The organism is Endozoicomonas sp. YOMI1 (genome assembly GCF_024606345.1).
GTDB lineage: Bacteria > Pseudomonadota > Gammaproteobacteria > Pseudomonadales > Endozoicomonadaceae > Endozoicomonas.
In genome coordinates this window covers 1-23,893 of sequence record NZ_JAHHPM010000370.1, presented here as the reverse complement: position 1 = coordinate 23,893, position 23,893 = coordinate 1, and the positions used below count along the sequence as shown (strand labels likewise).

Here is a 23,893-nt window from a genome sequence, read left to right as displayed (position 1 = left end):
TGTGTCCGACATTTTTGATGTCGGTACTTCCAAAATATCAAAGTACCGACATTTGTGTTGGTTTACCCATAAGCTGACAACATACCTTCAAGTAGCCCAAAAGCCCCAGAACATGAACCATTAAATGACAATCTGGAAAGATACAATAAGTTGGCAATTAGTTATCCATATTGAACCAATTGATGACAAATAAGATAAAGTAGGCTCATAGATCTACCCCTCCGGTACAAACAGCAATATTCCTAAAAGGGCAGAACTTGCAAACAAGCTGCCTGTCCGGCAGAAATGTAATTTCTGGATACGCTTCTATACCGCACTCTTGTTCAACTGCCTATCCGGCAGACCACGAGTTGGGTGGCAGTGTTTTTGATCGGAAAGAATGCTCAGCTGCCTATCCGGCAGAACACTATCGTTGGTTATCCCCAACCTGCTACCCAAAATACTCAGCTACCTATCCGGCAGAACACATGCTCGACCTACAAGTAGAATATCTCATACCATACTCAGCTACCTATCCGGCAGAACACTACTGTCCGTACAGCCAGGAATCAGAACACCGATACTCAGCTACCTATCCGGCAGAACACATCATTGCTAACCAGAAGCTGCGCTCTGCGCTATACTCAGCTACCTATCCGGCAGAACACTAACGCATTATTTGAAAATGGCTAGTGCAATCAATATGTTAGGTGATAATTACAGAAAAACACCCTTTTATTTTGCTTTTTGATAACTTATTGATTTATTGAACAATTGCGAGACTGTTACAGGTGATTAGCTTTCTCTGGAAATCGTTAGATCTGTATATAGCTGAACTCAATCTAAAACCAGAGGTACCGTTCCAGTATTCACATCACTGGATAAGCCATAGTTGTTGAATGTCCCCTTAATAACCCCCTCCGTCATAAAACGATGAATATACAAGTATTTCATTTTTTTCTTTCCAGCGTCGCCGCTATGGTCAGCTTTTTGTATAACACTCCTCATATCAACAGAATGATAATGCTCAAAGACCCGATCTTCTGGGCTACATTTCCTCGGCGGAATCCCTCGTTTCTCACGACGCCTTTGATCCTTTAGTAACCAGGCTTCGGTATATTTTCCTGGCCTCTGTGTCCTGATAAACCGTCCTTCTTGAACAGCTTGATCAAGTAAACGGATAGAACTACATTCGAACTTATTGATCCTTGCCATTTGAACAAAGAGTGGCTGGCACGAAAAAAGCTGTAACTTTTCCTGATCGTGACTGATAAATGCAATGCAGTCCCCCACAGAAGTAACTGTCCAATGAGGGTAAGTAACACCGATTGACCGTATGTTATGATGCCGCTGAAACCCGTGTAGGACGTGATGACATCGTGCTGCAAGCAAAAATACATCTGATGATCGCAGGCTGAAGTTGACCAGGAATACATAGCGTTCCATTACTCTTCCCCGGGTTGCCGCATACCACCGCATATGAGCATCGCTATCAAAAAGGTAATTTTCCCCATTGTTTCGGGTGAAATTTTCTGTCCACTATTGATCAGATCGGTAAACTCATCGGCTTGTCGCATGATAGAATAAACATCATAGCCTGTTTCAGGGTGACGTTGTGCTGTACCTCTTTGGCGGTCAGCACCGAAGGCTGAGACCCTAATCCAGGTATCCGCATCCGGAAACCAGTCATCAATACAGTGAATGGCAGCTCCAACCTTGTGGGAATTAAAAATCAGCTGCTCCATTTCACTCAGGGGAAACGTAGCATAAATTTTGCTTCTGTCTTGATCTGACTCGGTGAATGCCTGACTGGGGAATATTTCCGCAAAAGGTCGAAATTTTAACTTTGCCTCTACCAAGATATCCCAATACTGCTGATCATCAGTAAGAGCCAGAACAAACCGATCAATCAGCTTTTTATAACTTTCTTCAAACCCTGTCATATCAGAAGTCCGACGCCTTGTTCGGACATCTGTCAAGCAATATACCTGATCATCATCGAGGTCTGTCAGGCTGATCTCTGTTGTCCGTGTTCTCTGATTCATCCAGAGCCAACGCCCCATAAGAATGTTTAACAGATAACGTCGAGCCACCTCTTGAAAAACACCAATCTTCTGGCAAGCAACTACAAAGCCTGAAAGAACACGCCGTACATTAGCGTCACTGCATGAGTGCAGTTCCTGCAAGTAGGCTGCCACCTGAAGGGAAAACCTGACAATGACATGATCTGTCTCTGGTAATAAAAAACACTCGTCAATGGTCTGCGGGTTGCCATAAGAAAGCTCCAGCCGAGAGAGATCTTTCTTGATTTCTCCATCTTTTGTATATGCTTTGGAATAACCATCCCTAAGACCAAGAATCTTTCTGGTTATGCACTCCAGCGGTATTTCTTCCTCCGTTTGACGACTCACCCATAAGAAAAACGCAGGACTGAAGAATAAAGAGCGTATCTGGGATAGTTGGTTACAAAGCTCTATCATGGGAACCACCTGAGAGTAATTTGATTGCGTCTTCTGAGGCCTGAAGCGACCAGAAAACACGCTCTTTAACTTCTGTTCCAGCTGCCACCCTATGGGGCGACTGCAGTTCAATAAGGCCTAATACCGGTTCAGCATATGAATGAAGTGGGGCAATAGCATTTTCTCGCTGGTATGGTGTGCCAAGATATTTAAAGCCCTTGTTAATTGGCACTACACCGTAGGCAGTTTTCACCACATCCAGTAATTGATGCAACGTTTCATGGTGGGTGGGCGTTAAAAAGTCAGCGAGAAATCGTGCATAACTTGGAAGTCTTGAAATACCAAATGATAGTTCATCATCATTGCAATAAATATTGCATTTTTTATATAAAGAAGACTGCTGATATGTACCAATAATAGGAGATGACAGCACTCCGCCTGCAAACCGCCTTGGCAGACAGCGATATAAATTACGCTCGCTGAGATCAAGAGCAGGATCAGCGAAGCCCAGCTCAATAAACACGTCAAACTCCATATTGCAGTGCTGGCTATCAATGACCGAATCATTTTTAACTACACGTTTTTTATATACCTGTTTGGGAAGTGGGTGCCCTTTTATTTTGGAGAATTGCCGCAGAGCAATAGCGAATGGCTTCCCAGCCTTTACTCCTAACCTGGCGAGCAATGCATCCACAAAACCGGCAAAGGCAGTAAGGGAAGGTACACCAATCAGGTATGGATTACTCTGGCAGTTGGCCCCATATGCCAACAAGCGTTCAAAGTGCAGGTAAATTCGATCTCCTCGTTGTATGGCCAATTGAGGCTTTGACAAAAAGATTCGTACACCATTGGCAACAGCATCGATCAAAACAGGCTCATAAGCCAAAGTCTGGCTGTGTTTGCTTTTCTCCAACAACTCATGAATCTGGCAAGTGAAGTGGTTTGCGGCCTGTTCGTGGTCAAAACAACCGATGATCACTTTTTTTTCTATACTGCCATCCATTGCTCTCAAGAGTTCTGAATGCTCTGCCACGGGTCTTGATTTTAAGAAATCGATCTCTGAAAACAGCCCTGCCATCAATTGCTGCAACTGTTGATTCTGCTTTGTTTTACCCTCTTTCTGGGCCTGAAATGTCGAGAATTTCTCTTTACTTGTCAGTATCTCGAACAGCAGATGAAATATTGATTTACTAAACAGAGCTTGTTCGTTAAGCAGATGTTGTTTTTGCCGCCATTGCTGAATCAGATAATCAATAGATCGATCTTCACTGCCAAGCATTGGTGGATAGTTCAAGCACCGAACCCTTCCACCACAGGCACTGATCAAATTACCAAGGGAAGAAGGTCGATGATGGAATACCGTGGCTCCGTATATGTCAGGCTGCTTAGTCAAATTATGTACGATGCGTTGCGTGCCTGTGCTGACCACTGGTGTGACGGCTATCATCTCACCATTGCCTTGAAAAAAACGCACCTGTTTAGAATGCCAATGAACCGTATCAGGCAGTCTTGTTCGTAACGCTTCAGCACATTGCCCCTGAAAGACAGGAATAGCATCTTTGGGAAACCCGATGTCTACCAGCAGGTCAACCAGGCTATCGTCTGTTTCACCATAAAAAGCAAACTGCTCAACCAGACTTGTTACAGTGCCTTTCCAGATAAACTCCGTGACCAGAAACTGACAGCGGTTAATCTGCTTTGAGTCCTTTGCGTAGCCAAAAATCTTATGCTCTCGACGACGTAGGTCTTCCTCATAAAAAAAGATACAATCGTCTACTCTGCTGTAGGGATATTTCAGGTTATGGGTATGAATCCACCGTGCCGTTTTTAGAATGCCGTTACGCCATACCGGATCTTCGAGTAAGGCCAGAGACTCATCATCCAGAAATTCTTTTTGCCCTGTGATTGTGCGATTGACAAGAAAGGTGAGTGCCTCAGGTTCCCTGCCATCAATTACCAACAGATCGGCGATAGCGGAAAAAGCTCTTTTCAGGGTTTCATTCAGTTTTTTCTTATCTGTTTCCTGTATCAGGTCATCCAGAGTAATCATGGTTACCACCTGGAAAGATAAGTATGACGATTTGAGAGCCGGGACTGAAACCGAGCTAACCAGACATTGAACGTTGACTTTAGAGGAAATAGCGGACGTTTTGGGTCAAAAGCTGCACTGCTTTTCATCCTCTTTGCTGCAGGAAGCTTCCCTTCATCAAGCAACCTGGCCACCTGTTCACTGTCAGTATCCAGCAAAGCAGCCACTTCATAACCATTGAGAAGGCAGAAGCCGATTTCAGATAGCTCATTGTCAGCATGAATGCATTCATCCAGATAGGCAAAAATTTCCTTTAAAACCGGGTTATCACTGAGAGCCTGAGTCGGCACTCGTCTACTCAACATCAGAAGATTTCCAAAAATAGACTGAAAGGTTGTTTCTGAAAATAGACGATCAGCGAGCATTATGGCGGTTTCGATTTTATTCTGCAGCAGCATCCTGAGGCTCAGAGGCCACTGGTCAAAAAAAGCGATGCACGCCATCAGGCTTTCATCACTAATGCTTCTTTGGCTACCACGCTCTGCTACGTAGGAGTAATACCAGAGAATGGCACCAAACAGCTGGTGAATATCCTTCAGAAAGAACAGCAAATTGTCAGAACTTTCCACCGCCGGCTGTTCCTGAATTGTGGCAGCAAGGTTACACATTGACTCTGGTGCCGCTTCTACCGGCATCAACCGGTATTCAGTGCCACACGAACAACCTTGCAAACTGCCATCGTCGATATAGTTGAGCTTTTTTGAACAGTTCGGACACTGTTCAATCAACTTGCACTTATGCTTGCTGCAAGCCCGAACAATATGCAGATGCCAGTAGAAAGGCACGTAACCGGTATCAGTAGCTTCGAAGCACCTGGGGCAGACTGGAATACTATCCCTGCGTATAAAGAACCGTGGGATATCCAGCCCCCGCCAAAACAGTGAGTGGTGATTCGTAGCGTATCTGGTCCTGGATCGTGATACAGCAAGCTCAAGAATAGGAAGGCGTCCCTTGCACATCTTTTCTGCCAACAGCTCAAAGCACTCCATCCGAAGAGCAGAAGATGTACTCGCATGGTAAAGATTCAGCTGTCGGAGGTTACCAGGGAGTGCCCCCGAAAGCTTCTGATCAGCTTCATCCAAAATAATATGAAATCGTTCAATGAGCTGCTTTGGAGTATAACCATACAAGTCTGCCAGCCGGATCATATAGCTTTCCAGTGACTCTGACGGTTTGGGATTCGGGCGCAGTAACATGCAGGGATTAGTGTCCTGTACGATGTTCAGTTTGCATTGCAATATAGGCCGAAATCCATTGGGTACTCAGATGCACCAGCTCTCTTAAATGCTTATTTTCCTGCTCCAGCCTGCGTTTCTCACGGTCAACGACAGTTTTGTTTCCTCCCAAAGGCTTGGTGATTGGTGTACTACTCACGGAAACATCAAAGATTCCAGGGTTAACAGAGGCAGAATTATTTATTGCATTATTAAACCATCGACGTACTTTCTGGGACTCTACACCTAACTCCTCAGCCACACTTTCCGCTGTCTGCCCCGCCAGAACCATTGACACAGCACGTTCCCGAAAGGCTTTAGTGGTTGTCTTCCTGCCCATATCCAGCTACTCCCGCCGAAGCATTACTACGGAGTTTTCTGACAAAGATACAAAATGACCATTATAGACGGTAGAGCAGAAAGCATGGTGCAAATCAGTATTTTCTCTTCATTGAGAAGGATACGAAGTTTGGCCACCGTTCAAAAAGAATTTGGAAATCGCTTACGTGAGATCAGGCAGGAACAGCTTCTCACCCAAGAGGAGTTAGCTCACATGGCTGGACTTAATCGTACTTATATAGGCGATATTGAGCGAGGGGAAAAGAATATTACTCTGGTCAGTATGAGTCGCCTGGCCAAAGCTTTGGGGGTAAAAATCAGGGATCTTTTTGACTGGGAGCTATAACTGCCTAGCCTCTTAGCAGGGCTCTTAACTTGCCAGAAAGGACTATAATCAGACGCTGAATATCCTTCTAAACAGTCATTTTCATAGTAAGGGTGCAGCCAATGCATAACAAAATACATCAGCACCAACTAATTGTGCTTGATGAGAGCCAACACCAGTTCAGCTGGACTCCCAAAACATATCAAGACGTTACTGCATTTCTGCATAATCTGAATCGGAAATCTTCGGTAACAAGTCCTTTATACATAGCGATACCTGTAGCCAAGCCACCTGTCAGTGATAAAGGCTAACCCCCTGCCCAGGATACTTATCATAGATATGCAAAAATACATCATCACATGCCCGAGGCCACAAATTGTCATCGTAAACTTCGGGCAGCTGATCCAGCATTTCCTCGATAAAGTTACGGACCCGGGCCTTGGTTCGCTGTTTCTTGCGCCAGTCAAGTACCAGCACCCCTTTCATTCTATCCGTTAGATCTTTTGCTACCTTTTTGACTTCATTTCGATCTTTCTCAGAAAGCTGAACACCCTTACTGAGCAGATCAAAAATCGCCATCTCCTCTTCAGACAACCCTTCCCGAACAGTACGGGACTCCTCATCACTCAATGTCTGGATAAAAGACTGGAGTTTGCGGAAGAACTCTTCTGCGGTATAGGCCCCAAGATTATATTCATCCACAAGCTCTTTAAACTTCTGCTGTAAATCCTGTCGGCTTTTATTTCTGGCGACCATGGGGGCCAGTTTGCGAGCGATCAGATTTTTTAACTTCTCAGCATCGGAAACCCGGGGCTTGGTCACGTTGCTGACCATTTCCGCCAGAGCATCAAAGTCAATACCGGCAATATTCACAGGATCAGGCAGATTTGAGTCAATTTTGATGGTTTCAATGGACTCATCCAGCAACTCATTAACCTGGTGACGCACGACATCCAGAACATCTTCATCATCAACACTTAGGCCGGACTTTTCTCTCATCTGCTTGTAGATAACATTGATAGCAATGCGTTTCTGCACATAGCTGTCGGCGCTGCTGTCTGGAAGAATCGCTTTAAAAATACGGTTAATCTGTCTGACAAAGGATGTGAAGGTGTCTTTATTCGCGGGTTCCAGCAGCTTGTCACTGGCTTCATCCAACAGTTGCAGTTTTCTGAAATCGGTGGGAGGGGTTGCAATAATTCCGAGCAGATCAATTTCTTGCTCCGTCAGAAACAGCTTTAGTTCTACTATTGCCTGAGTCAGAGCATTTAATAACTCCAGTTTGCTGTTTGCAGGAGAGTCGACATCTTCAGGAACATCATAAATCTGCCCATCTTCAGCGACACCACCACCATAGCGCCCCAGAGCGGTCTGTAGTGCACCAAATATATTGATGTAGTCAACAATCTGTCCGCAGGGCTTCCCCGGAAAAACCCGGTTGGCCCTGGCAATCGTTTGCATCAGGGTATGATTTTTAAGAGGCTTGTCCAGATAGAGCGTGGAAACACTCTGGGCATCAAAACCAGTGAGCCACATGGCACAGACAAAAACGATCCGGAGCGGGTCTTCCGGGTCTTTAAACTTATCGTCCAAATCCTCTTTGATCATCCGTTCCCGATGAGGACGAAAATCCAATCCTTTTTTTGCCAACCGCTCATGATCATTCTGGCTACTGGAGACCACTACAGCCATATCGGTACTTTCCATATAAGCGATCTGGTCATGGAGCTTTTGCTGACTGCTGCCAGAAGCGAACCGAATCCGGGTCTTTAAGCTTTCCAGAGTGAGCTTCCAGTGGTGCTGAACTTTGTCATACATCTTGATCGCAGTGGCTTTATCGATGGATACCACCATCGCCTTGCCCCACAAGCCACCGGAAAAGGGCTCCCTATTGATATGGTAACTCACCAGATCTTTGGCAATAGTATCAAGCCGGTCATCACGGGTAATGATGTGGTATGCCCGGCCAAACTCGGTTTCCAGTTTAGACTGTTGCTCTTCGGTCAGGTCAGCATTGTCGAGTATCTCCAACAAGTCTTTGCCGAGATCCTCACGGTTCAGGCTGACTTCTGGTACTCGATTTTCATAATAGAGTGGCAGGGTAGCGCCATCATCTACCGCATCAGCAAAGTTATAGATACTGACATAATCGCCGAAGACCTCCCGGGTTTTACCTTCATCGGTTTTATCTGCCAGTAACGGTGTCCCGGTAAAAGCCATAAAGCCAGCATTGGGCATAGACTTACGCATATTCATTGCCAAAGAAGCATACTGACTGCGATGAGCTTCATCAGTGATAACAACGATGTCATCACGCTCAGAGAGCACAGGGTAGTTATCACCCTTGAATTTTTGAATCAACGTAAAAACAAACCGATGGTCTTCACTCAGCAACTGTTTCAGCTCTGCCCCAGACTCTGCCAGGCATAGCTCATTGAGCATACCTGTCGTGTTGAAGGTTTTGTAAATTTGTTCATCCAGATCAGCCCTGTCTGTAACCACGACAAATGTCCAGTTACCGGGGTACTTGCGAAATGCTTTCTGGGTAAAAAACACCATTGAGAAGCTCTTGCCGCTCCCTTGGGTATGCCAGAAAACGCCAAGCTGCCCATTGCGCTGCTTTATATTTTCCAGCCCGGCCAAGCTCTCGTTTACACCAAGATATTGGTGGTATTTGGCCAGAACTTTTATGGTGTGCCTGGTTTTCACGAATAGCGTGAAGTTCTCAACCAGATCAAGTAAGCGAGACTTGTCACAGGTTCCACGAATCGCTACTTCCAGGCTAACTTTACGCTCTTCATCTTCACTGGCTATTTTTTTCCATTCAGCAAAATGCTCCCATTGACTGGAAACAGTGCCAACCCTGGACTGAATGCCGTTAGAAAGGATGATCAGCTGGTTATAGTGAAACAACTGTGGAATCGTATTCCGGTAATCTTTGAGGTTATCTTTATAGGCATTGATCAGTTGCTTATGACTGGCTTTCAGCTCAATAAAGACTAATGGCAGGCCGTTCACAAAACCGATGAGATCAGGTCTGCGAGTCTCAATTTCTCCAGAGATAAACATCTGGCTGCACAGTAGGAAATGATTGTTTTCAGGAGTGTTCCAGTCGATAAAGCGAACAACAACATCGTCACCTTCATCGGTAGAATCAACAAATTTATAGCCCTGCTTCAATAGCTGATGGATCTCTTCATTAGCCGCAATGGCGCTCATGGCACTGCGGTCGCGAGCCATTTCATCCACTGCATTTTGTAGAATGACTGGATCTATACCGGGGTTCAGTTTGCGAATAGCATCCTTCAGTGGTTGGTAAAGGATGACATCTGAGCGGTTGTCCCGCCCAAATGTACCATCAACTCCAAAAGACTCATCCCAGCAGATAGCTGTTTCCCAGCCCATTTCTCCAAACAGGTTGATGGCAGGCTGTTCTATCAGGAGGTCTTCTGTGTAGGTCATCCTTATACAATCCGGCAATATGACATATTGGCCAAATTATACGACAGAGAGCATCCGCAAAACAGTTTGAACATACCAACCAATTGCAATTTCTTAGTCAAAAATTGCTACGACTCTTCCGGCTTTTCCATTCCTTTCTGAACTGCCTTTTTCTGCTTCCGGATCCGGAGCCTTACTCACAGTAAACAAAAATTGCTGCCCTGGCTTGAAACGCAGATCCCGTTGATTTAGATCAACATTACTTTTATAGAAAAAGTAATCTTCTCCATCCTCTCCTTCTATAAACCCATAATTTGAAATCCATCGTTTCAAGTGCCCACGCATTTCAACATCTGTTTTCTCCTGAAGAATATCTGTCAGGCGAATAAAGCAACGGTCATTAGTCTCCTCTGCAATCACAAAAATCTCAGGATGGCCTTTGACCAACTTTTTAAGCGATGAAAAACCATAAGTTCGAGGGTCAAAAGCCGGGTCGATATCCTTGAGAGCTTTACCCAGATCGCCAAGGTAAATCATCCCATCCCCATCGCTGCATGACTGGTAAGCATTTATCAGCAACTGATCGGGAGCGACAATCTCTTCTGCCTCTCTGGAAAACTCTCTTTTTGTATCATCTTTTATTGACAGGTTATCGAAATAGACATAATTATGGCAGGCAGCAATAAGCTCTTTGGCAGGAGGTTCCCTGCGACCGATACCCATAACGTACTTCCCCATTTCTCGAATACGCTGAGCCAAAAACTGGAAACCATTATCTGAAGAGACAATACAGACCCCGGATATTTCTGATGCTTTCGCCAGAATTTCTATAGCATCCATGATCAAAGCATGATCAGCAGCATCCTTGCCATAATTAAACTGCTGTATAGGACGTGCACCATTAGAATGAAGGACTTCTTTCCAGGAAGCCCGGGCAGGGTTAGTCCAGTCTGCATATACCCGTTTTACAGCAATGGCACCGTACTTCTGGACCTCCCGCAAAATACCAGGAAATTCCTTATGACTTGCATTTTCACCGTCAACCAGAACAGCAAAGTTTTTTGAATTGTTCACGTTGTCATCCTTGCATGGGTGTGATCAATAAATAGAGTTAACCCCGGGGACTCGATATCCTCTGGTCAGAAGACTTTTCTGAAGCGCCTCATGAATTTCGTAGAATTGATCCATATCCCAAGAATTCAGGACAGCCAGATCCTTCAAGTGCTCAAACAGCTTTTCCACTGTGAGCCGGTCAGAAAGCATGGTGAATTCCTTTTTCTCCCCCTTGTCTTCAAACGTGTGCAGAACAACAAAATCCTGACTGTGCAGCTCATGCACTGCAATTTGTTGTTCACCGCAACTTTTGTTTAAAAGGCGAACTCCACCAATCTGCACATTCTCTTCCAGGTAGGTAAACTCCACCTCTGTCGCCCATCTGGAAAAAGCGTTGGTAAGATTAATTTTGTAAGAATTTTCCGGGTTCGCAAAAACTTTAATTTCAGTATTTCCAAATAGTTGGTCGCCCCATCGCTGGATATATTCCTTCTCACCGGGTGATGAGAAGCTAATACTTTGAAGCTGACTTAAAGCTTTCTTTGAGTAGTGGCCTGTTAAGCGAAATTTTCTTTCCTTTTCAAGTCTCTCTTCATCAAATTTTTTCTGCAGTTCCAGACACTGAGATAAAATTCTTTCAGCATGCCCCTCTGGGTCATTCACGATTTGGTCTTCGTCAATTTCGACCCAGTCATAGTTAATCTTTGCCTGTACTATCGGTGGCAAGCTCGATGCATGGTGCGATGCTTGAACACATGAGCGTATAAGAGCATCGTTTATATGTTTTGGAAATCTGAAGTGCTCTTTAACAATCTCCGGTAACAACTCCTCAAGTTTTTCTGTCAGCAGGTCCTTATTAACTGGCTCTTGACTGAAGGATGGTGAAATGGCGTAAGCCAATTGAGATATCAAATGATCGATAAATCCATCCCCTTCTATGCGAAGCTTTTCGAAAGCGGCCTTTTCCGTTCTATATTGGGCCAAGGCTTCTGACAGCTCAGTTACATACTGTGTCCTATTGGGAGAATAATCCTGAAAGGGGAGAAGAAAACCCCTGTTTAATGAACGGCCAAACTCATCTAACTTGTCGAGAGCGGCATTATGATTTTTTTCGACTTCTTCAAAAATCGCCTCACCAGAGGGGTAACGACCACCGGGCAGACCTTCTGATACAGAAAGCAGCTCCTTTATGAGAATATCCTGCTCCCATTTATCAGGCCAGATCGGCTTTATCTCCTTAAGAACTTTATAGGTGTGAAACTCTTCGCCTGGTACTTTTGGGGAAAGCTTGTAGATCAACGGCTGGAGGTCTTCTACTTTCAAATTCCCCTTGCCAGCTTTTACCTGGCTGATATACGGCTGTGACTTACCAGTAATCTCAGCTATCTCACTAACACCGATCCCATTGGCTTCAGCACATTTGATCACTTCTATAGCATAAGGGTGTTTTCCTGAAGCAATCCTTGGAAAAAGAAGCTCTTCATCACTCTTTGTAATACTCATCTGCATTTTTCTCTTGTTTGTTGGTAGCAGGAGTATTTTTATACCTTTTTTTCGACTTGAAAACACCTATGAAAATTATATTTTATCTATGCAAAATATTTAATACATTGTTATTCATAATAAATTTACAAATAAAAATATTATCAGACTATCCAGGGAAGCTATATTTTCCTGTAATTTACGGCTTAATCTGGGAGTAACAGATTAACATCTCTACCATTTGCTTTGAGTGCAGTGAGACAGCACAGGAACACTTATAATCGGCTTATTATTCGCTTATAAACTGCTAATATCGATTCTGTGATGGTGATTTTATATGCAGGAAAAGAGCTTGCTCTATTTTTTTGCAGAGCAAGCTTTCTGAGAAGTTATGTTGAGCTTTGGTTGCAGCTTTTACGTCTGGAGCAGTTTAATAAAGCGAGATTCATGCTGATGCCTGACATCTCCCCAAGGCATGGTTCGCTGCCTGGGGTAAGTAACATACAGCCAGCGTTTGGCCCTGGTCACAGCAACGAAAGCACTATTTTTCTCCTCATCTAATTCACGTTGAGATTTTGCCCTGTAGTCAGGAAAAATACCCTCGCACATCCCTGCAAGAAATATAATATCCTTCTCAAGCCCTTTCATCGTGTGAACCGTGCTCAACGTCAACCCCTCGGAACTGACATCGCCTGCCAACTGACCAAGTGCCTTGGCGTTTCGATAGGATTGAAGGGAGTTCCCTAAACCTTTGCGCCTAAAAGTTGTCCAGCTGGTATAAAACTCTTCCAGTTCCGATATGCTGGTTACCAGCTCGGGATCAGCAGCATCTCCGGACTTTGCCAATGCTTCCAGGCTCCCTACGAATTTGAGCCGGAACTTCCTGACATTAGGGTCATCTGCATCCAATTGATGAATGGAGTGTAACAGTTCAGAAATCAGTTCTGGATATTTGACGCTTGAGACCAGAGCCTGTTCTGACAGCTTGACTAATACCTCATTATCATCCCACTTACCTGGAGCCGACAATTCCAAAATCTGGCACAACTTCTTACCATCCACCCAGCTCTTCGGATTGAGTTTTATTCTTATACCCAAGTCAAGCACCTTCCCAAACAGGGAATCGGGTTCTGCTGCTCTCTCTCCTTTTTTCATATGAAAGGAGATGCCCGCCTCCTTCAAAGCCTTTTCTAAGGCTGGAAACACAAACCTGTTCCTGGCAATGACTGCCATATTAGACAGGTCAATCCCCCCTTCTATTTCTGAATGTGTTTTGAGCTCAAGGAGTTCTTGAACTTTTTCCACAATCCAGTCAGCTTCCATGAACTCATCATATTGAGGGGCAATTTCAAGAACCCCTTGGAGAGCCGCATCATTTTCTTTCTGGGATCCGGGCTTCAGTTTATTAGCAGCCTCGATCACTTTTGCAGAGCTACGGTAATTCTCGATAAGTTCATATCTTGACGGCTCAAAATCATCTACAAAAAAATCGCACAGGTATGTTGATGAAGAACCATTGAAGCCATAAATCATCTGATTTGGATCTCCAACCATCAAAACACTGCTGAGCTTATCCCCACACAAGATTTTGATAAATTCATACTGTGCTTTGTTGAGGTCTTGAGCCTCATCAATACAGATATGCTTATACTTGGCTCTATAGATATCACCCACCCATTCCTGAGACTGTAATACCTCATATGCCCTGATTAAAATATCATCAAAATCTATACCGCCACTGTCCAGCAATGCTGCCTGATAGTCTTGGTATATCCTCCAGATTCTTTCAGCATCGCTTGGATAGAGATTTGAAACTTCATCCTCAGTAGTAACCAGCTCTCGTTTAATGGTTGAGAAGACATCCATATAGCGTTGCATTATCCGCTCGCGGTTACGGCGCTCTTTTGTATCCTCAACCTGAAGATACTCATCAATATCGACGCCATGATCACGCAGGGACTGAAGAAACACCTCCATTCGGTCCTGGTCGCGCTCATAAATATGCAGTTCATCGGGTAAACCGATGGTATGTCCATACTGCTCAAGCACCCTTTGAGCAACTGCATGTATAGTGGACACCCATGCCCGATCCTCAACATCTTCTGTATCGTCGAGCCTCTGCCGCATCTCATCAGCGGCTTTATTGGTAAAGGTTAAGGCAATAACACAGTCTTTTCTGGTTTGCTCAAGTATGTAACGTACACGTTCTGTGAGAACTCTTGTTTTCCCTGAACCGGCTGATGCCAATACCTGCATTGCATTACCAATAGCCGCATAAACAACAGATTTCTGAGCTTCCGATAAAGCAATCATAGAGATACCCATTCTTCAATTTTTGTAAACGCCTCTTTGAGCGCCTCAGGCAGCAGACCTTCTTTTTCCCTACATTGAGGGTTTCTACTAATAACGTCAGCAAAAAAGCCTGCATACGATGCCTTTGCACCTCTCATTTCTTTAAGGAGATCATCATCTGTTAATGATGATAGATCCCGATATTTAGCAGCTCGGAAGTGCTCATTTTCACTGCCTTTTGTTTTTGTTAGCACTAATGCTTCAATGATTTCTTCTCTCAGGCCCAATGTTTTAAGCAGTTCAGCCTCAATATCGTTACCATCATTCAAAAAGCAGATGGAAAATATAGAGTTATCAAGCTCTAAGCCCGTATCTTTTTTGATATTGCTGATTTGTCGTGACACATCTACTTGAGTACTACCATCGTTGTCACTGACAACAAAAACGGGTATACCCAAGCTACAGGCCATCTTGATGAATGGCGCATAATTTTTGCCACTGGCACCAATGAAGTTCACGCCACACTCAAATGAGCTTTTGCCGTAGTACGATTCAAACATGGCTGGAAATATCTGCTCCTCGGTTACTCCCTCAAATAAGACCAGCGCTTTTGAGAACAAGATCTCACCCCGGCAGCGCAGCACTTCCCTATGCAAAGCATTCAGGTCTTCTGGGTCTAGAGGAAAATCAAAGGAATAAGCGACAACGCCTTCTCCCTTGTTAGCCAAGGCACAGATATCATGAATATCTGCCATTGATGCAAGGTAAGGGGAATGAGTACTGACTATAACTTGCCCGTTACTGTTGGCAAGCTGGCGGTATAGTGTTCTCTGAGCATTCGGGTGCAGGTGAGCTTCTGGCTCCTCTGCAGCCATTATCGGAAAAAAAGGTTCAGCCTCTTCCTCATATTTACTGGCCAGCATTTCAGTGAAGGCCTTAACCGTTAGCATAGAAGCCCAGCTTCTGGTTCCCATTCCATGGTATTCCATTGAAAAGGACGTATCTTCTTGCTCCCCAAAATGAACTGTAAACTGCTTGGACAGGTCACGTATTTTTTTGGGGAATGGTGTGATTTCTGCCTTGCCGGTTCCCTGGAAAGATTGGTTAAGCTTCTCAAGGTGCAGTTTCAGGTTACTAAGTGGTTCACTGTTCTTGACAGCCAGTTCGTTAATTTCCCTGACCATATCTTCGAGCTGTGCAACCTGTTTTTCATCATAATCAAGGCCAGCCAGAACTCGACCTACAAACGATGTTTTCTCTTTCAATTCCTGGTGGATATCCCGCTGCGCCTCAATCCCAATAAATGGAACCGCATCCATTCGGCCTGATAATTTATTTTTCTTGCTGAGTTTTTCATCCTGCCACTCAGCGAAAGAAGGCCATCTTGTAAGTGCATAACGGTTGGTGGTATACCCTCCCTTAATGACATCACTTGCACTCTCCGTTCTTATCGCAAGGTACTGCCTACCATCAGCTTCTTGCTGAATTTTATCTCCAAACTCTTGCTGCCAGTCTGCAGTAAATTGCGGGATACGATTCCCTTCACTGTCAGCTGCCACTATTCTTATGTCGATCAGAATCTTTTTGGCTGTCTGGTCTCTACTATCAATATGGAAATCTTCATCGGACAAGTATCTGGCATAGTCTCCCAAAGCCAGCTGGAGAGCTTTGATAACTGAAGTTTTTCCTGAATTGTTAGTCCCTATGAGCACTGTTACTCGACGCAGTCTCATCTCCAGGTTCCGGATCCCGCGAAACCCTGATACCCGAATGATGTCTATCTGTATACCCATGGACACATACTCTTTCTTTTGATGTTCAGAATTCCAGCAGAGCAGTAATAGCTGGCTGCACAAAAGATAGCCTGACAGCTTAATTTTGCTGAGTTAAAAAGATATGGAGAGGCTACTTTAACTAGTCAGCCTTATTCTCCAACCTGCAAATCCAGCGCTTGCTGAACCAGCCCCATCACGTAATCTAGCTCGGAGAGTTTGTCCAACTTGACCCTTACATCCCCATTACCCATGTGGCCAATGTTGGTCATGTCTCTGCAAAGCATTTTCGGGTCATCAATTTGGTCAAACTTCATATTCAGCATGAGCCGGAGGCCGTTAGCCCTTGGTACAACATCCACAAAATTGGTATCGAACTTAAACGCGATATACTGCTTGAAGCACTCCTCACGCACATCTTCATCCAGTGCCAAAACTTGGGCTTTAAACTTCTCGTATAGAGTTTTTACCGGTTCTTTATTGAGAAAGGGATGATCCTGGAGACTGTATGCAGAACGAACTTCAGGCTGTTGATATGTGTTGAGGACTTCTTCATCTAATTGTGGGCAGGGCCAAACGTCAACCATAACCTCACTGAGCTCTCTGGCTCGCTCCTGAATGGCTTGTTCATCCCATTTTTCGAGTTTTGCCAGATGTTTGTTTAATCGCAAGTGACTATCGGCGAAACCACCCTCCATCGTTTGTTTCTCTTTAAACGATCTGTCACTTAATTCAGAGTTGTAGCCTGTGAGAGTCAGGTTTCCAAGCGTGTGGAGATACGTTTCCTGAACCTCTTGCCAGTTTTCCCCCAGCTCTTTTTTCCAGGCATCAGAGAGATCCGGATTTTGCGGCATCACATGTTCAATGGTGTATTCAGCCATGTGAATTGGTTCTTTGTGGTGATGGTTCTCCAGCCTGCGCAACCAATAAGCTTTATTGCGCATGTTGTACATATCTTTGGTTTGCAGGTTGTGTTTGAACTCATTATCCAGAGGCATACGACGATTGCCTGTTAATAACAAAAAGGCAGCCTTGAAACTTTCAACGTAGCGGTCTTTCTTTAAATCCCTGCTGAAGCGGGCAAAGGTTTTGTTCATGGAATTGGTGGGAATCCAGCACACCAGCCGGCGGAAGGCATAACTTTCGATATAGCGAACACATTCGACAAACTCGTCCAGAGCAAGAATTTTGTGGTCGTAATCGTTATAGAGCTCCAGCACCAAGGGGTGAGCTACATCGACCTTGTAACTGATCAAATCCGAGAATACTTCTTTCAGCGCAGGCTCTTTTTCGGCTCCAAGGGTAAAAGCCACATAGTAGGTGGAGTACCGGTATACCTCCGCGACGATATCTTGAATAGTCTCGGCACTTTTGGCGACGTACGCCTTGAACCCTTCATAAACTTCGTCCTGTCGAGGGGTGTAACCGGTTTTCAGTGTTAAAAAGTCGCGCATAAAGGCGTTAAACCGCCAGCCGTATTCCCCATGGCCAAAATTTTTCTCCATAGGGAACCAGAAATCTTTATAAAGCCGGTTTTGTTCCTTGATATCCTGTTTCATCAGCACATAGTTGCGGATCAAATCCGCCTCACTCAGTGCCAGTCCGGTGGAGTTCAGGCTTTCAAAAATCAGCTGGGGATCATCCTTGTCTTTATCCAGGGCGATATCGACAATGATCAGCTTCTGTAGCCCCTTGTAGATATGGCTCAGCTCGTCATCGTCCAGATTGGCCAGTTTCCCGGCAAAGAACCGATAATTCTGTTCAACCCGGTGAACGGACTCTTCTTCAAAGTCTACTTTGCCATCCACGATTTTATGAAGGGCTTCATTATCACTCTGGGTTAGCACCAGCTTGTAATAGAGTTCTCCGTCTTCCTCAGCATTGCACAGGTAGTAATTTTTCAGTTTTTTGGCATTGGTGCCGTCAATCTCAATTTTCTGTTCAGCCTTCTCATTACGCTTGGTAATCTCGTGGGACAGGGCAGCAATCAGCAGGCTGTTTGATGTCAACCGTTGCTGACCATCAATTACCAACAGCTCAGGTACGTCACTGTGGCTATAGAGACTGCGTTCCACATACACGACAGAACCTATAAAATGCCCTTCGAGTCCGGTAGAGCCAGCCCGAAGAATATCGTTCCATAGCTGTTCACACTGGGCATAGGTCCAGCTGTACTGGCGCTGGTAGATCGGGATAATAAACTGGGCAGATTTCTGCAAAAACTTGAACAATCGTGTTTCCGTGGCTTTCATTCGGTAGTCCTTTAGAGTTGGATCTGGCCTGAGATCAGTTTGGGGAGGAGCATGTCTCGTTGTTGTTTGAGATTTTCGTTTCGCTGAGTCAGGTTGTGAATACTCCTGAACATTGGTCGAACAAGTTTAGAGAACTCTTCCACAAGTTCCTTGGGAGGCAAGGCTAGCTTGAAGCTATCAAAACAAGCATTCTGAACCCGCTGCCTTCCAGATGCCCCAGTCATACTTTTGATAGCATTTTCTCTGAAGGGCATAGACCGAGCGAGAAGGTATATGTATTCGGAAGTCAGTAACTTTGACTCCCGGAGAACGATAAACTCCGTAGAGCCAAATCCAACAGGATTGGCTTTATCAAGGAACTGGACATAGCCAATCTTGCCATTTTGCAGACATGGTGTGATTCGTGAGAATAAGGTGTCGCCATTTATAAACTTAGCACCACTGTTACCAGCTTTTGCTTGTATGTCTCCGATTAGCATGGAGTCTTCAGATAAACCACTCATCGGGACAAATAGCTTTTCCCCTTCTTTGGGTAGCTTTGTTCTTGGATTTATTTGCATAGCTTCTGATGCTGAAACTAACTTCCAGTTCTCAGGCATTATCCCTAGTGGGGAGTCCACAAAACTTACCTGTCTATGATCGGGAAAACGGAAGTGAACAAACCACTCTCGATAGAAGGATTGTGCCATTTCTTCCAAAATGGCTATGCGACGGCAGTTATTTGCAATGATCACATCATAAGCGTTTAAAACCTTGCCAATTTGTTTTTGTAACTCTAATGAAGGTAACTTGATTTTCAAATTTTCAGCGTCACCAACGCGGATGTGCTCAACTGTAGAGCCAGAACCAGCAGCTTTAAGCTGCTCCTGCATAAAGGGGGCTTGCAAGGCATACAGAAAAAAATATGGATCTAATTTTTCAGGATCAGCCCTGTATTGCATCAATCGTTGCCCAATAAAAATTTTTTCACTGGATGTTGTTATCATGCCAACGTCACCAAGAGGAGCCTCTCGCGTGAGTACAACATCTCCTAATTGAGGTACGGACCGCCTGGTCCATTTCTCAAAAGTTGCCTTTTCAACAAATCTTGCCCCTTTGAGACTGATCACTCCATTTTTGACATTAGTTGTCCTGATCATTTTGTATGGTGTTTCGTAATCAACTACCGGTGCAGTTTTGTTCACACAGTCAATGATCGAAAGACACACATCTTTTATAGGAACTTCTGGCCAAGACTCCGGAGTCATAATACCGCCCCTAAAACCTTAACTACATTTTCACCAATCATAGTTTCTAGCTCATGAGCTTCGGCATTCAGTACCTCTAGCTCTTCCTGCAAGGTTTCCAGCTTCACAGCAAAGTCTTCATCCTGTTCCTCTTTCCCTTGAGAAACCCCCACATAACGACCTGCATTCAGGCTCCAACCTTGATCAGCAATCTCTTCTAATGAGGCAACTTTACAAAGTGCTGCAACATTCTGATATTTCCCTTCTGGAAAATATTTTTCTAACGCCCAGCTACCATCATTACCACTATCAGGATGGTTTTCCATAAAAGTGTGGTCTGCCTGCTCACCACGATAGAGTTTGACGATATTGGCGATAAAATTTAACTGCTCAGAGGTGTAGTCCCGCACTGCCCGAGTGACCTGTCTGAAAATATGTCGGGCATCAATAAACAGAACCTTGTCTCGATTTTTCTCTTGCTTATTTTTATCGAAAAACCAGAGGGTGCAGGGCAGAGTAACTGTATAAAAAAAGTTGCTGGACACCGCCACCATCACATCCACAGCACCGGTCTGAATCAGTTTTTTGCGAATTTCCAGCTCAGAACTCCGGGCATCGCTGGCGGAGTTCGCCATCACAAAACCCGCACGACCTTTGTCATTCAGAGCGGCGTAAAACATCTGAATCCAGATGTAGTTACCGTTATCAGTGTTTGGCATACCAAAAGGAAAGCGTTTTTTGTCATCTTCAATGCGCTCCTTCTGAATTTTATCCACGTTAAAAGGCGGATTAGCCATAACAAAGTCAAAGGCTCCGGCACAGCGATGGATATCTTCGTAGTAGGAGTTACCTTCCCGGATATCTCCCTGCAAACCATGGACTGCCAGGTTCATTTTTGACAGCCGAACGGTATCGCCTGTTTTCTCCTGCCCGAAAATGGAAAGTTCGTCTGAAGCGCTACGGTTATGCTCTTCCACAAAGGCTGCACTGGATACAAACATGCCGCCGGAGCCACAAGCTGGATCAAAGACCTTGCCGTGGAATGGTTCTATTATCTGGGTAATAAGGCGAACCAGTGGGGATGGTGTGAAAAACTCTCCACCGCCCTGGCCTTCACTTTTGGCAAACTCATTGAGGAAGTACTCATAGATCCGACCAAAAATATCGGTACCCAGGTCAAAGCGAATGCCAGCAAAGGTTTTCAACAGATCCTGAAGAATATCGTCTTCAAAGCGGGTGTAGGTTTTTGGCAGGGCATCACGAATGGCTTCATTTTCAGCTTCCAGTGCTTTCATGGCGGCATTAACGGCCAACCCTATGGAACGATCTTCCGGCAGTTCCAGCAGACGGGAAAACAGGGCTTCTTCCGGCACATACATCGCACCTTCTGCCTGAATGGCAGTGCGAATATCTCCACCTCCTCGACGACGCCCGGTGGAGGCTTTCGCATCCAACCGCTTTTTGGCTTCAGTGAACCGATACTCGGCATAACGCAGAAAAATCAGCCCCAGTACAGGCCGGGAATATTCCTGGGCTGTAAGGCCACTGTTAGCACGAAGATTATCTGCAGCTGACCACAGTCGTTTTTCCAGCTGCTCGATATTTTTGAAATCGGACATGTAAAACCTGTTTATCCCCTAAGGAACATGCCCCTAGTGGATAGAGAATAAGTAAATTGTCCGATATTTTATGCCTTTCCATACGAGAGTTACAGGGAAAGGTCATGGAAAGCAGTTTGGTCAGAGAAGAGATCTGAGTGGAATTTGATCGGTATATCGGGCGGGAACTATGGGAGACTCTCCATTGTCCGCTTTCATATTCCATGCGGATGGTGCCATCATTTGTTTGTAATACAGGTTGTTGATCTTTTCAGAAAATGGGTTCGGTTGGCTTGACAGCTTCTCTGAAGCATCTATTTCATCGTAGCGATCATCTATGCAGGTCATGTAGAAATCAAACGCTTCTGAAAAGTGCTCAAGAGTGAGTTCATGGTCATCGTTACAAATAGCAACTTCACAAGCATAATTAATCAAGTTCCGTAATCTGCGCATATTGCCCTTTGAGAAGGCAAATAACCTCGGGTATAGGTCTTCGGATGATAAATCCGTGTTATTATTGAATGGCAGTTCTAATGAAAGCCGCTTTAAAAATTGCTTGAATATCTTCTTATCCTTATCTTCTTTAACTCTAAAGGGCTCTAAGTATCTTATTACCGGAAACCTGATTGAAAGCTGGTCATCATAATTAAAGATGATGCGACTATATGGCAAGCCAAATAGTATGATCGGTTTTTTTGAAATATTTACTAGCGTTTTTAGCCATGTTACAGCATCACGAAGCACATCATAGGACTTGGTTTCAATTAAATGATGAAACTCATCCAGCATACATATTTCCACTCCACAATTACTCATCAATTTCCCAGCCACTTTCGTTAATTCAGACGGAGAAAGGCCTCTATTTGGTAAATCATGCCCCATATCATCTAACAGGTTAATTGCGGCATCCTTAGGGTCTGTTTTAAAGGGGAGCTCACTGAACAGAACTGTTAATTTAGTACGCTCTTTTTCATCTTCTACAGGATTGAGCTGCAGGTATTTTTCCATCAGCGAAGTCTTTCCAGAACCTGGTTCTCCAAGAATTGCAGCACATTCTGGTCTTCCTTTGCAGCGCTTCGATACCAATCGATTTCTATGTATTAAATTAAATATACTCTTCAAATACGGTGATTGAATATAGCATTCTCTAACTTTTGCCAATCGATCAGCCTTATTTTCATCTATATCAAAGTTCATATACTATCCCATTCTGAAATATCAAGTTCTTCGTCACTATGTTGAGTAGGTTTCTCTTCTAATTCCTCCAAATTATCATCCAGACTTTCATGTTCCTCGTGATTTTGCATATTTTCTTTTTCATGGTTTTTAGTACTATCAAGTACAGAGGTATTTCTATCCTGCTCGACCCCCATATGCTTTGCTAATGCTGACATGTCGGCTACAGAAAAAGTATTTGGAGAAGTTTCCAGAATTTCAAACACATCTTCTCTACTCTTCTGTTCAGATCTATCCGCGCCTGAATTATCGCATCGTAATTTATTTTGCTCCCAACCTGCCTTTTAGCATGTTTTTTATGTGCCTCATGCTGGCATTGCCGCAACCCATTATTCCTAGCATCCACAGCAGAGACCTTAAAGTACTTTCTGGTGTTTTTATTAAATACGTAGATATAACCCAAATCATCTTCATCGACTTTATACTTTGTTTGGCAACTTCCAATTTTTGAACGATATGCAGCTAACTCTTCTGAGTCGTAACGAATGTAGTCTCGTGTCAAACCACCTTTCGTCAGTTTGCTTTCACAGGTTTTATTAATAATTATTTTTAGCCTTTCTGGTTCTATAACAACTGGTGGATACTCCTTCTCCGACTCTTTCCAGGTAACGTTAGGTATTATTTGTTCTTTTCCATGAGGTGATACTTGAAACACATCTATAATCCACTGATACACGACTTCAATCAAGACCTCAAATGTTACTACCGCATTTTCTTTTGGATCATAATCCTCCCTTTCTCTGATTGAGTTAAATGTCTTACCTTTCTGTTTTTCTAAAAACTGCTTGTTTATCGTCCCAAATCTTCGTTCTGCCTTAGCTTTAAACCATGGTTTTTTTACAGGGTTAAATGCATGATTAGCTTCAAGGTCCGCTAGTACTTGTTTCAGGTCATCGCTCCAAAACTCCTTCCCATTATCAAATATATATAATGCAGCTTTGCCATAGCAAAGCCATTTGTTTTTAATTGCCGGATATTTTTTATTGATAAAACCTTTATCCATAATAGAGTTCATAATGAGTTTTATAGCGACGTTGGCACTGGGCGGGTTAAAGGATATATATATACCCACTAACGATCTCCCCCTGTGCCAACATAGTTGTCGCCTCTCCTGAATTTAAAAATCTAAACAGGGG

17 protein-coding genes are annotated in these 23,893 nt (G+C 44.1%); 1 reads left to right on the top strand and 16 read right to left on the bottom strand.

The window, feature by feature from the left end:
• Nucleotides 1–816 precede the first annotated feature (816 nt).
• Genes cas6f through KDK15_RS13190 form a run of 5 tightly spaced genes read right to left on the bottom strand, consistent with a single transcriptional unit; the run spans nt 817 to nt 6,081 of the window.
• A complete protein-coding gene (cas6f, locus tag KDK15_RS13210) occupies nt 817–1,425 on the bottom strand; it encodes a type I-F CRISPR-associated endoribonuclease Cas6/Csy4 (RefSeq protein ID WP_257295853.1) in 609 nt (202 codons plus the stop codon).
• Nucleotides 1,425–2,459, bottom strand: coding sequence for a type I-F CRISPR-associated protein Csy3 (gene csy3 / locus KDK15_RS13205; RefSeq protein ID WP_257295852.1), 1,035 nt, complete (start codon nt 2,457–2,459; stop codon nt 1,425–1,427). The genes cas6f and csy3 overlap by 1 nt, the downstream gene beginning before the upstream one ends.
• Nucleotides 2,443–4,488, bottom strand: coding sequence for a hypothetical protein (locus tag KDK15_RS13200; protein WP_257295851.1), 2,046 nt, complete (start codon nt 4,486–4,488; stop codon nt 2,443–2,445). Before KDK15_RS13200 ends, csy3 begins: the two co-directional genes overlap by 17 nt.
• 2 nt (nt 4,489–4,490) lie before the next feature.
• On the bottom strand, nt 4,491–5,723 hold the full coding sequence (locus KDK15_RS13195; protein WP_257295850.1) for a TniQ family protein: 1,233 nt from the start codon (nt 5,721–5,723) through the stop codon (nt 4,491–4,493).
• 7 nt (nt 5,724–5,730) lie between these two features.
• Complete coding sequence (locus KDK15_RS13190) at nt 5,731–6,081, bottom strand: hypothetical protein (protein ID WP_257295849.1); 351 nt, start codon at nt 6,079–6,081, stop codon at nt 5,731–5,733.
• A 54-nt stretch (nt 6,082–6,135) separates the two neighbouring features.
• Between KDK15_RS13190 and KDK15_RS13185 the strand changes: the two genes are divergently transcribed.
• Entirely contained in the window at nt 6,136–6,426 is a 291-nt protein-coding gene (locus KDK15_RS13185; RefSeq protein ID WP_257295848.1) for a helix-turn-helix transcriptional regulator, read from the top strand.
• 273 nt (nt 6,427–6,699) lie between these two features.
• On the opposite strand, the gene KDK15_RS13180 is transcribed toward KDK15_RS13185, so the two are convergent.
• The 11 genes from KDK15_RS13180 to KDK15_RS13130 form a co-directional block, all read right to left on the bottom strand.
• The gene (locus tag KDK15_RS13180; RefSeq protein ID WP_257295847.1) at nt 6,700–9,867 is read right to left on the bottom strand and encodes a type I restriction endonuclease subunit R; all 3,168 of its coding nucleotides are present in this window, start codon (nt 9,865–9,867) and stop codon (nt 6,700–6,702) included.
• A gap of 93 nt (nt 9,868–9,960) precedes the next feature.
• Nucleotides 9,961–10,920, bottom strand: coding sequence for an NYN domain-containing protein (locus KDK15_RS13175; RefSeq protein ID WP_257295846.1), 960 nt, complete (start codon nt 10,918–10,920; stop codon nt 9,961–9,963).
• Nucleotides 10,921–10,944: 24 nt separating this feature from the next.
• Entirely contained in the window at nt 10,945–12,402 is a 1,458-nt protein-coding gene (locus KDK15_RS13170) for a hypothetical protein (protein WP_257295845.1), read from the bottom strand.
• A gap of 393 nt (nt 12,403–12,795) precedes the next feature.
• Nucleotides 12,796–14,694, bottom strand: coding sequence for an ATP-dependent helicase (locus tag KDK15_RS13165; protein WP_257295844.1), 1,899 nt, complete (start codon nt 14,692–14,694; stop codon nt 12,796–12,798).
• Complete coding sequence (locus KDK15_RS13160) at nt 14,691–16,466, bottom strand: ATP-dependent endonuclease (RefSeq protein ID WP_257295843.1); 1,776 nt, start codon at nt 16,464–16,466, stop codon at nt 14,691–14,693. Before KDK15_RS13160 ends, KDK15_RS13165 begins: the two co-directional genes overlap by 4 nt.
• A 131-nt stretch (nt 16,467–16,597) precedes the next feature.
• Nucleotides 16,598–18,697 (bottom strand): DUF262 and DUF1524 domain-containing protein, encoded by a 2,100-nt coding sequence (locus tag KDK15_RS13155; RefSeq protein WP_257295842.1) that lies wholly within the window; start codon nt 18,695–18,697, stop codon nt 16,598–16,600.
• 11 nt (nt 18,698–18,708) lie between these two features.
• Nucleotides 18,709–19,944 (bottom strand): restriction endonuclease subunit S, encoded by a 1,236-nt coding sequence (locus KDK15_RS13150; RefSeq protein WP_257295841.1) that lies wholly within the window; start codon nt 19,942–19,944, stop codon nt 18,709–18,711.
• A complete protein-coding gene (locus KDK15_RS13145; protein WP_257295840.1) occupies nt 19,941–21,542 on the bottom strand; it encodes a class I SAM-dependent DNA methyltransferase in 1,602 nt (533 codons plus the stop codon). The genes KDK15_RS13150 and KDK15_RS13145 overlap by 4 nt, the downstream gene beginning before the upstream one ends.
• 120 nt (nt 21,543–21,662) lie before the next feature.
• Complete coding sequence (locus tag KDK15_RS13140) at nt 21,663–22,718, bottom strand: TniB family NTP-binding protein (protein WP_257295839.1); 1,056 nt, start codon at nt 22,716–22,718, stop codon at nt 21,663–21,665.
• Nucleotides 22,715–22,915 (bottom strand): hypothetical protein, encoded by a 201-nt coding sequence (locus tag KDK15_RS13135; protein ID WP_257295838.1) that lies wholly within the window; start codon nt 22,913–22,915, stop codon nt 22,715–22,717. Before KDK15_RS13135 ends, KDK15_RS13140 begins: the two co-directional genes overlap by 4 nt.
• 5 nt (nt 22,916–22,920) lie before the next feature.
• Nucleotides 22,921–23,760 carry a hypothetical protein gene (locus tag KDK15_RS13130; protein ID WP_257295837.1) on the bottom strand — a complete coding sequence of 280 codons (840 nt, stop codon included), beginning with the start codon at nt 23,758–23,760 and terminating at the stop codon, nt 22,921–22,923.
• Between the last annotated feature and the right edge of the window lie 133 nt (nt 23,761–23,893).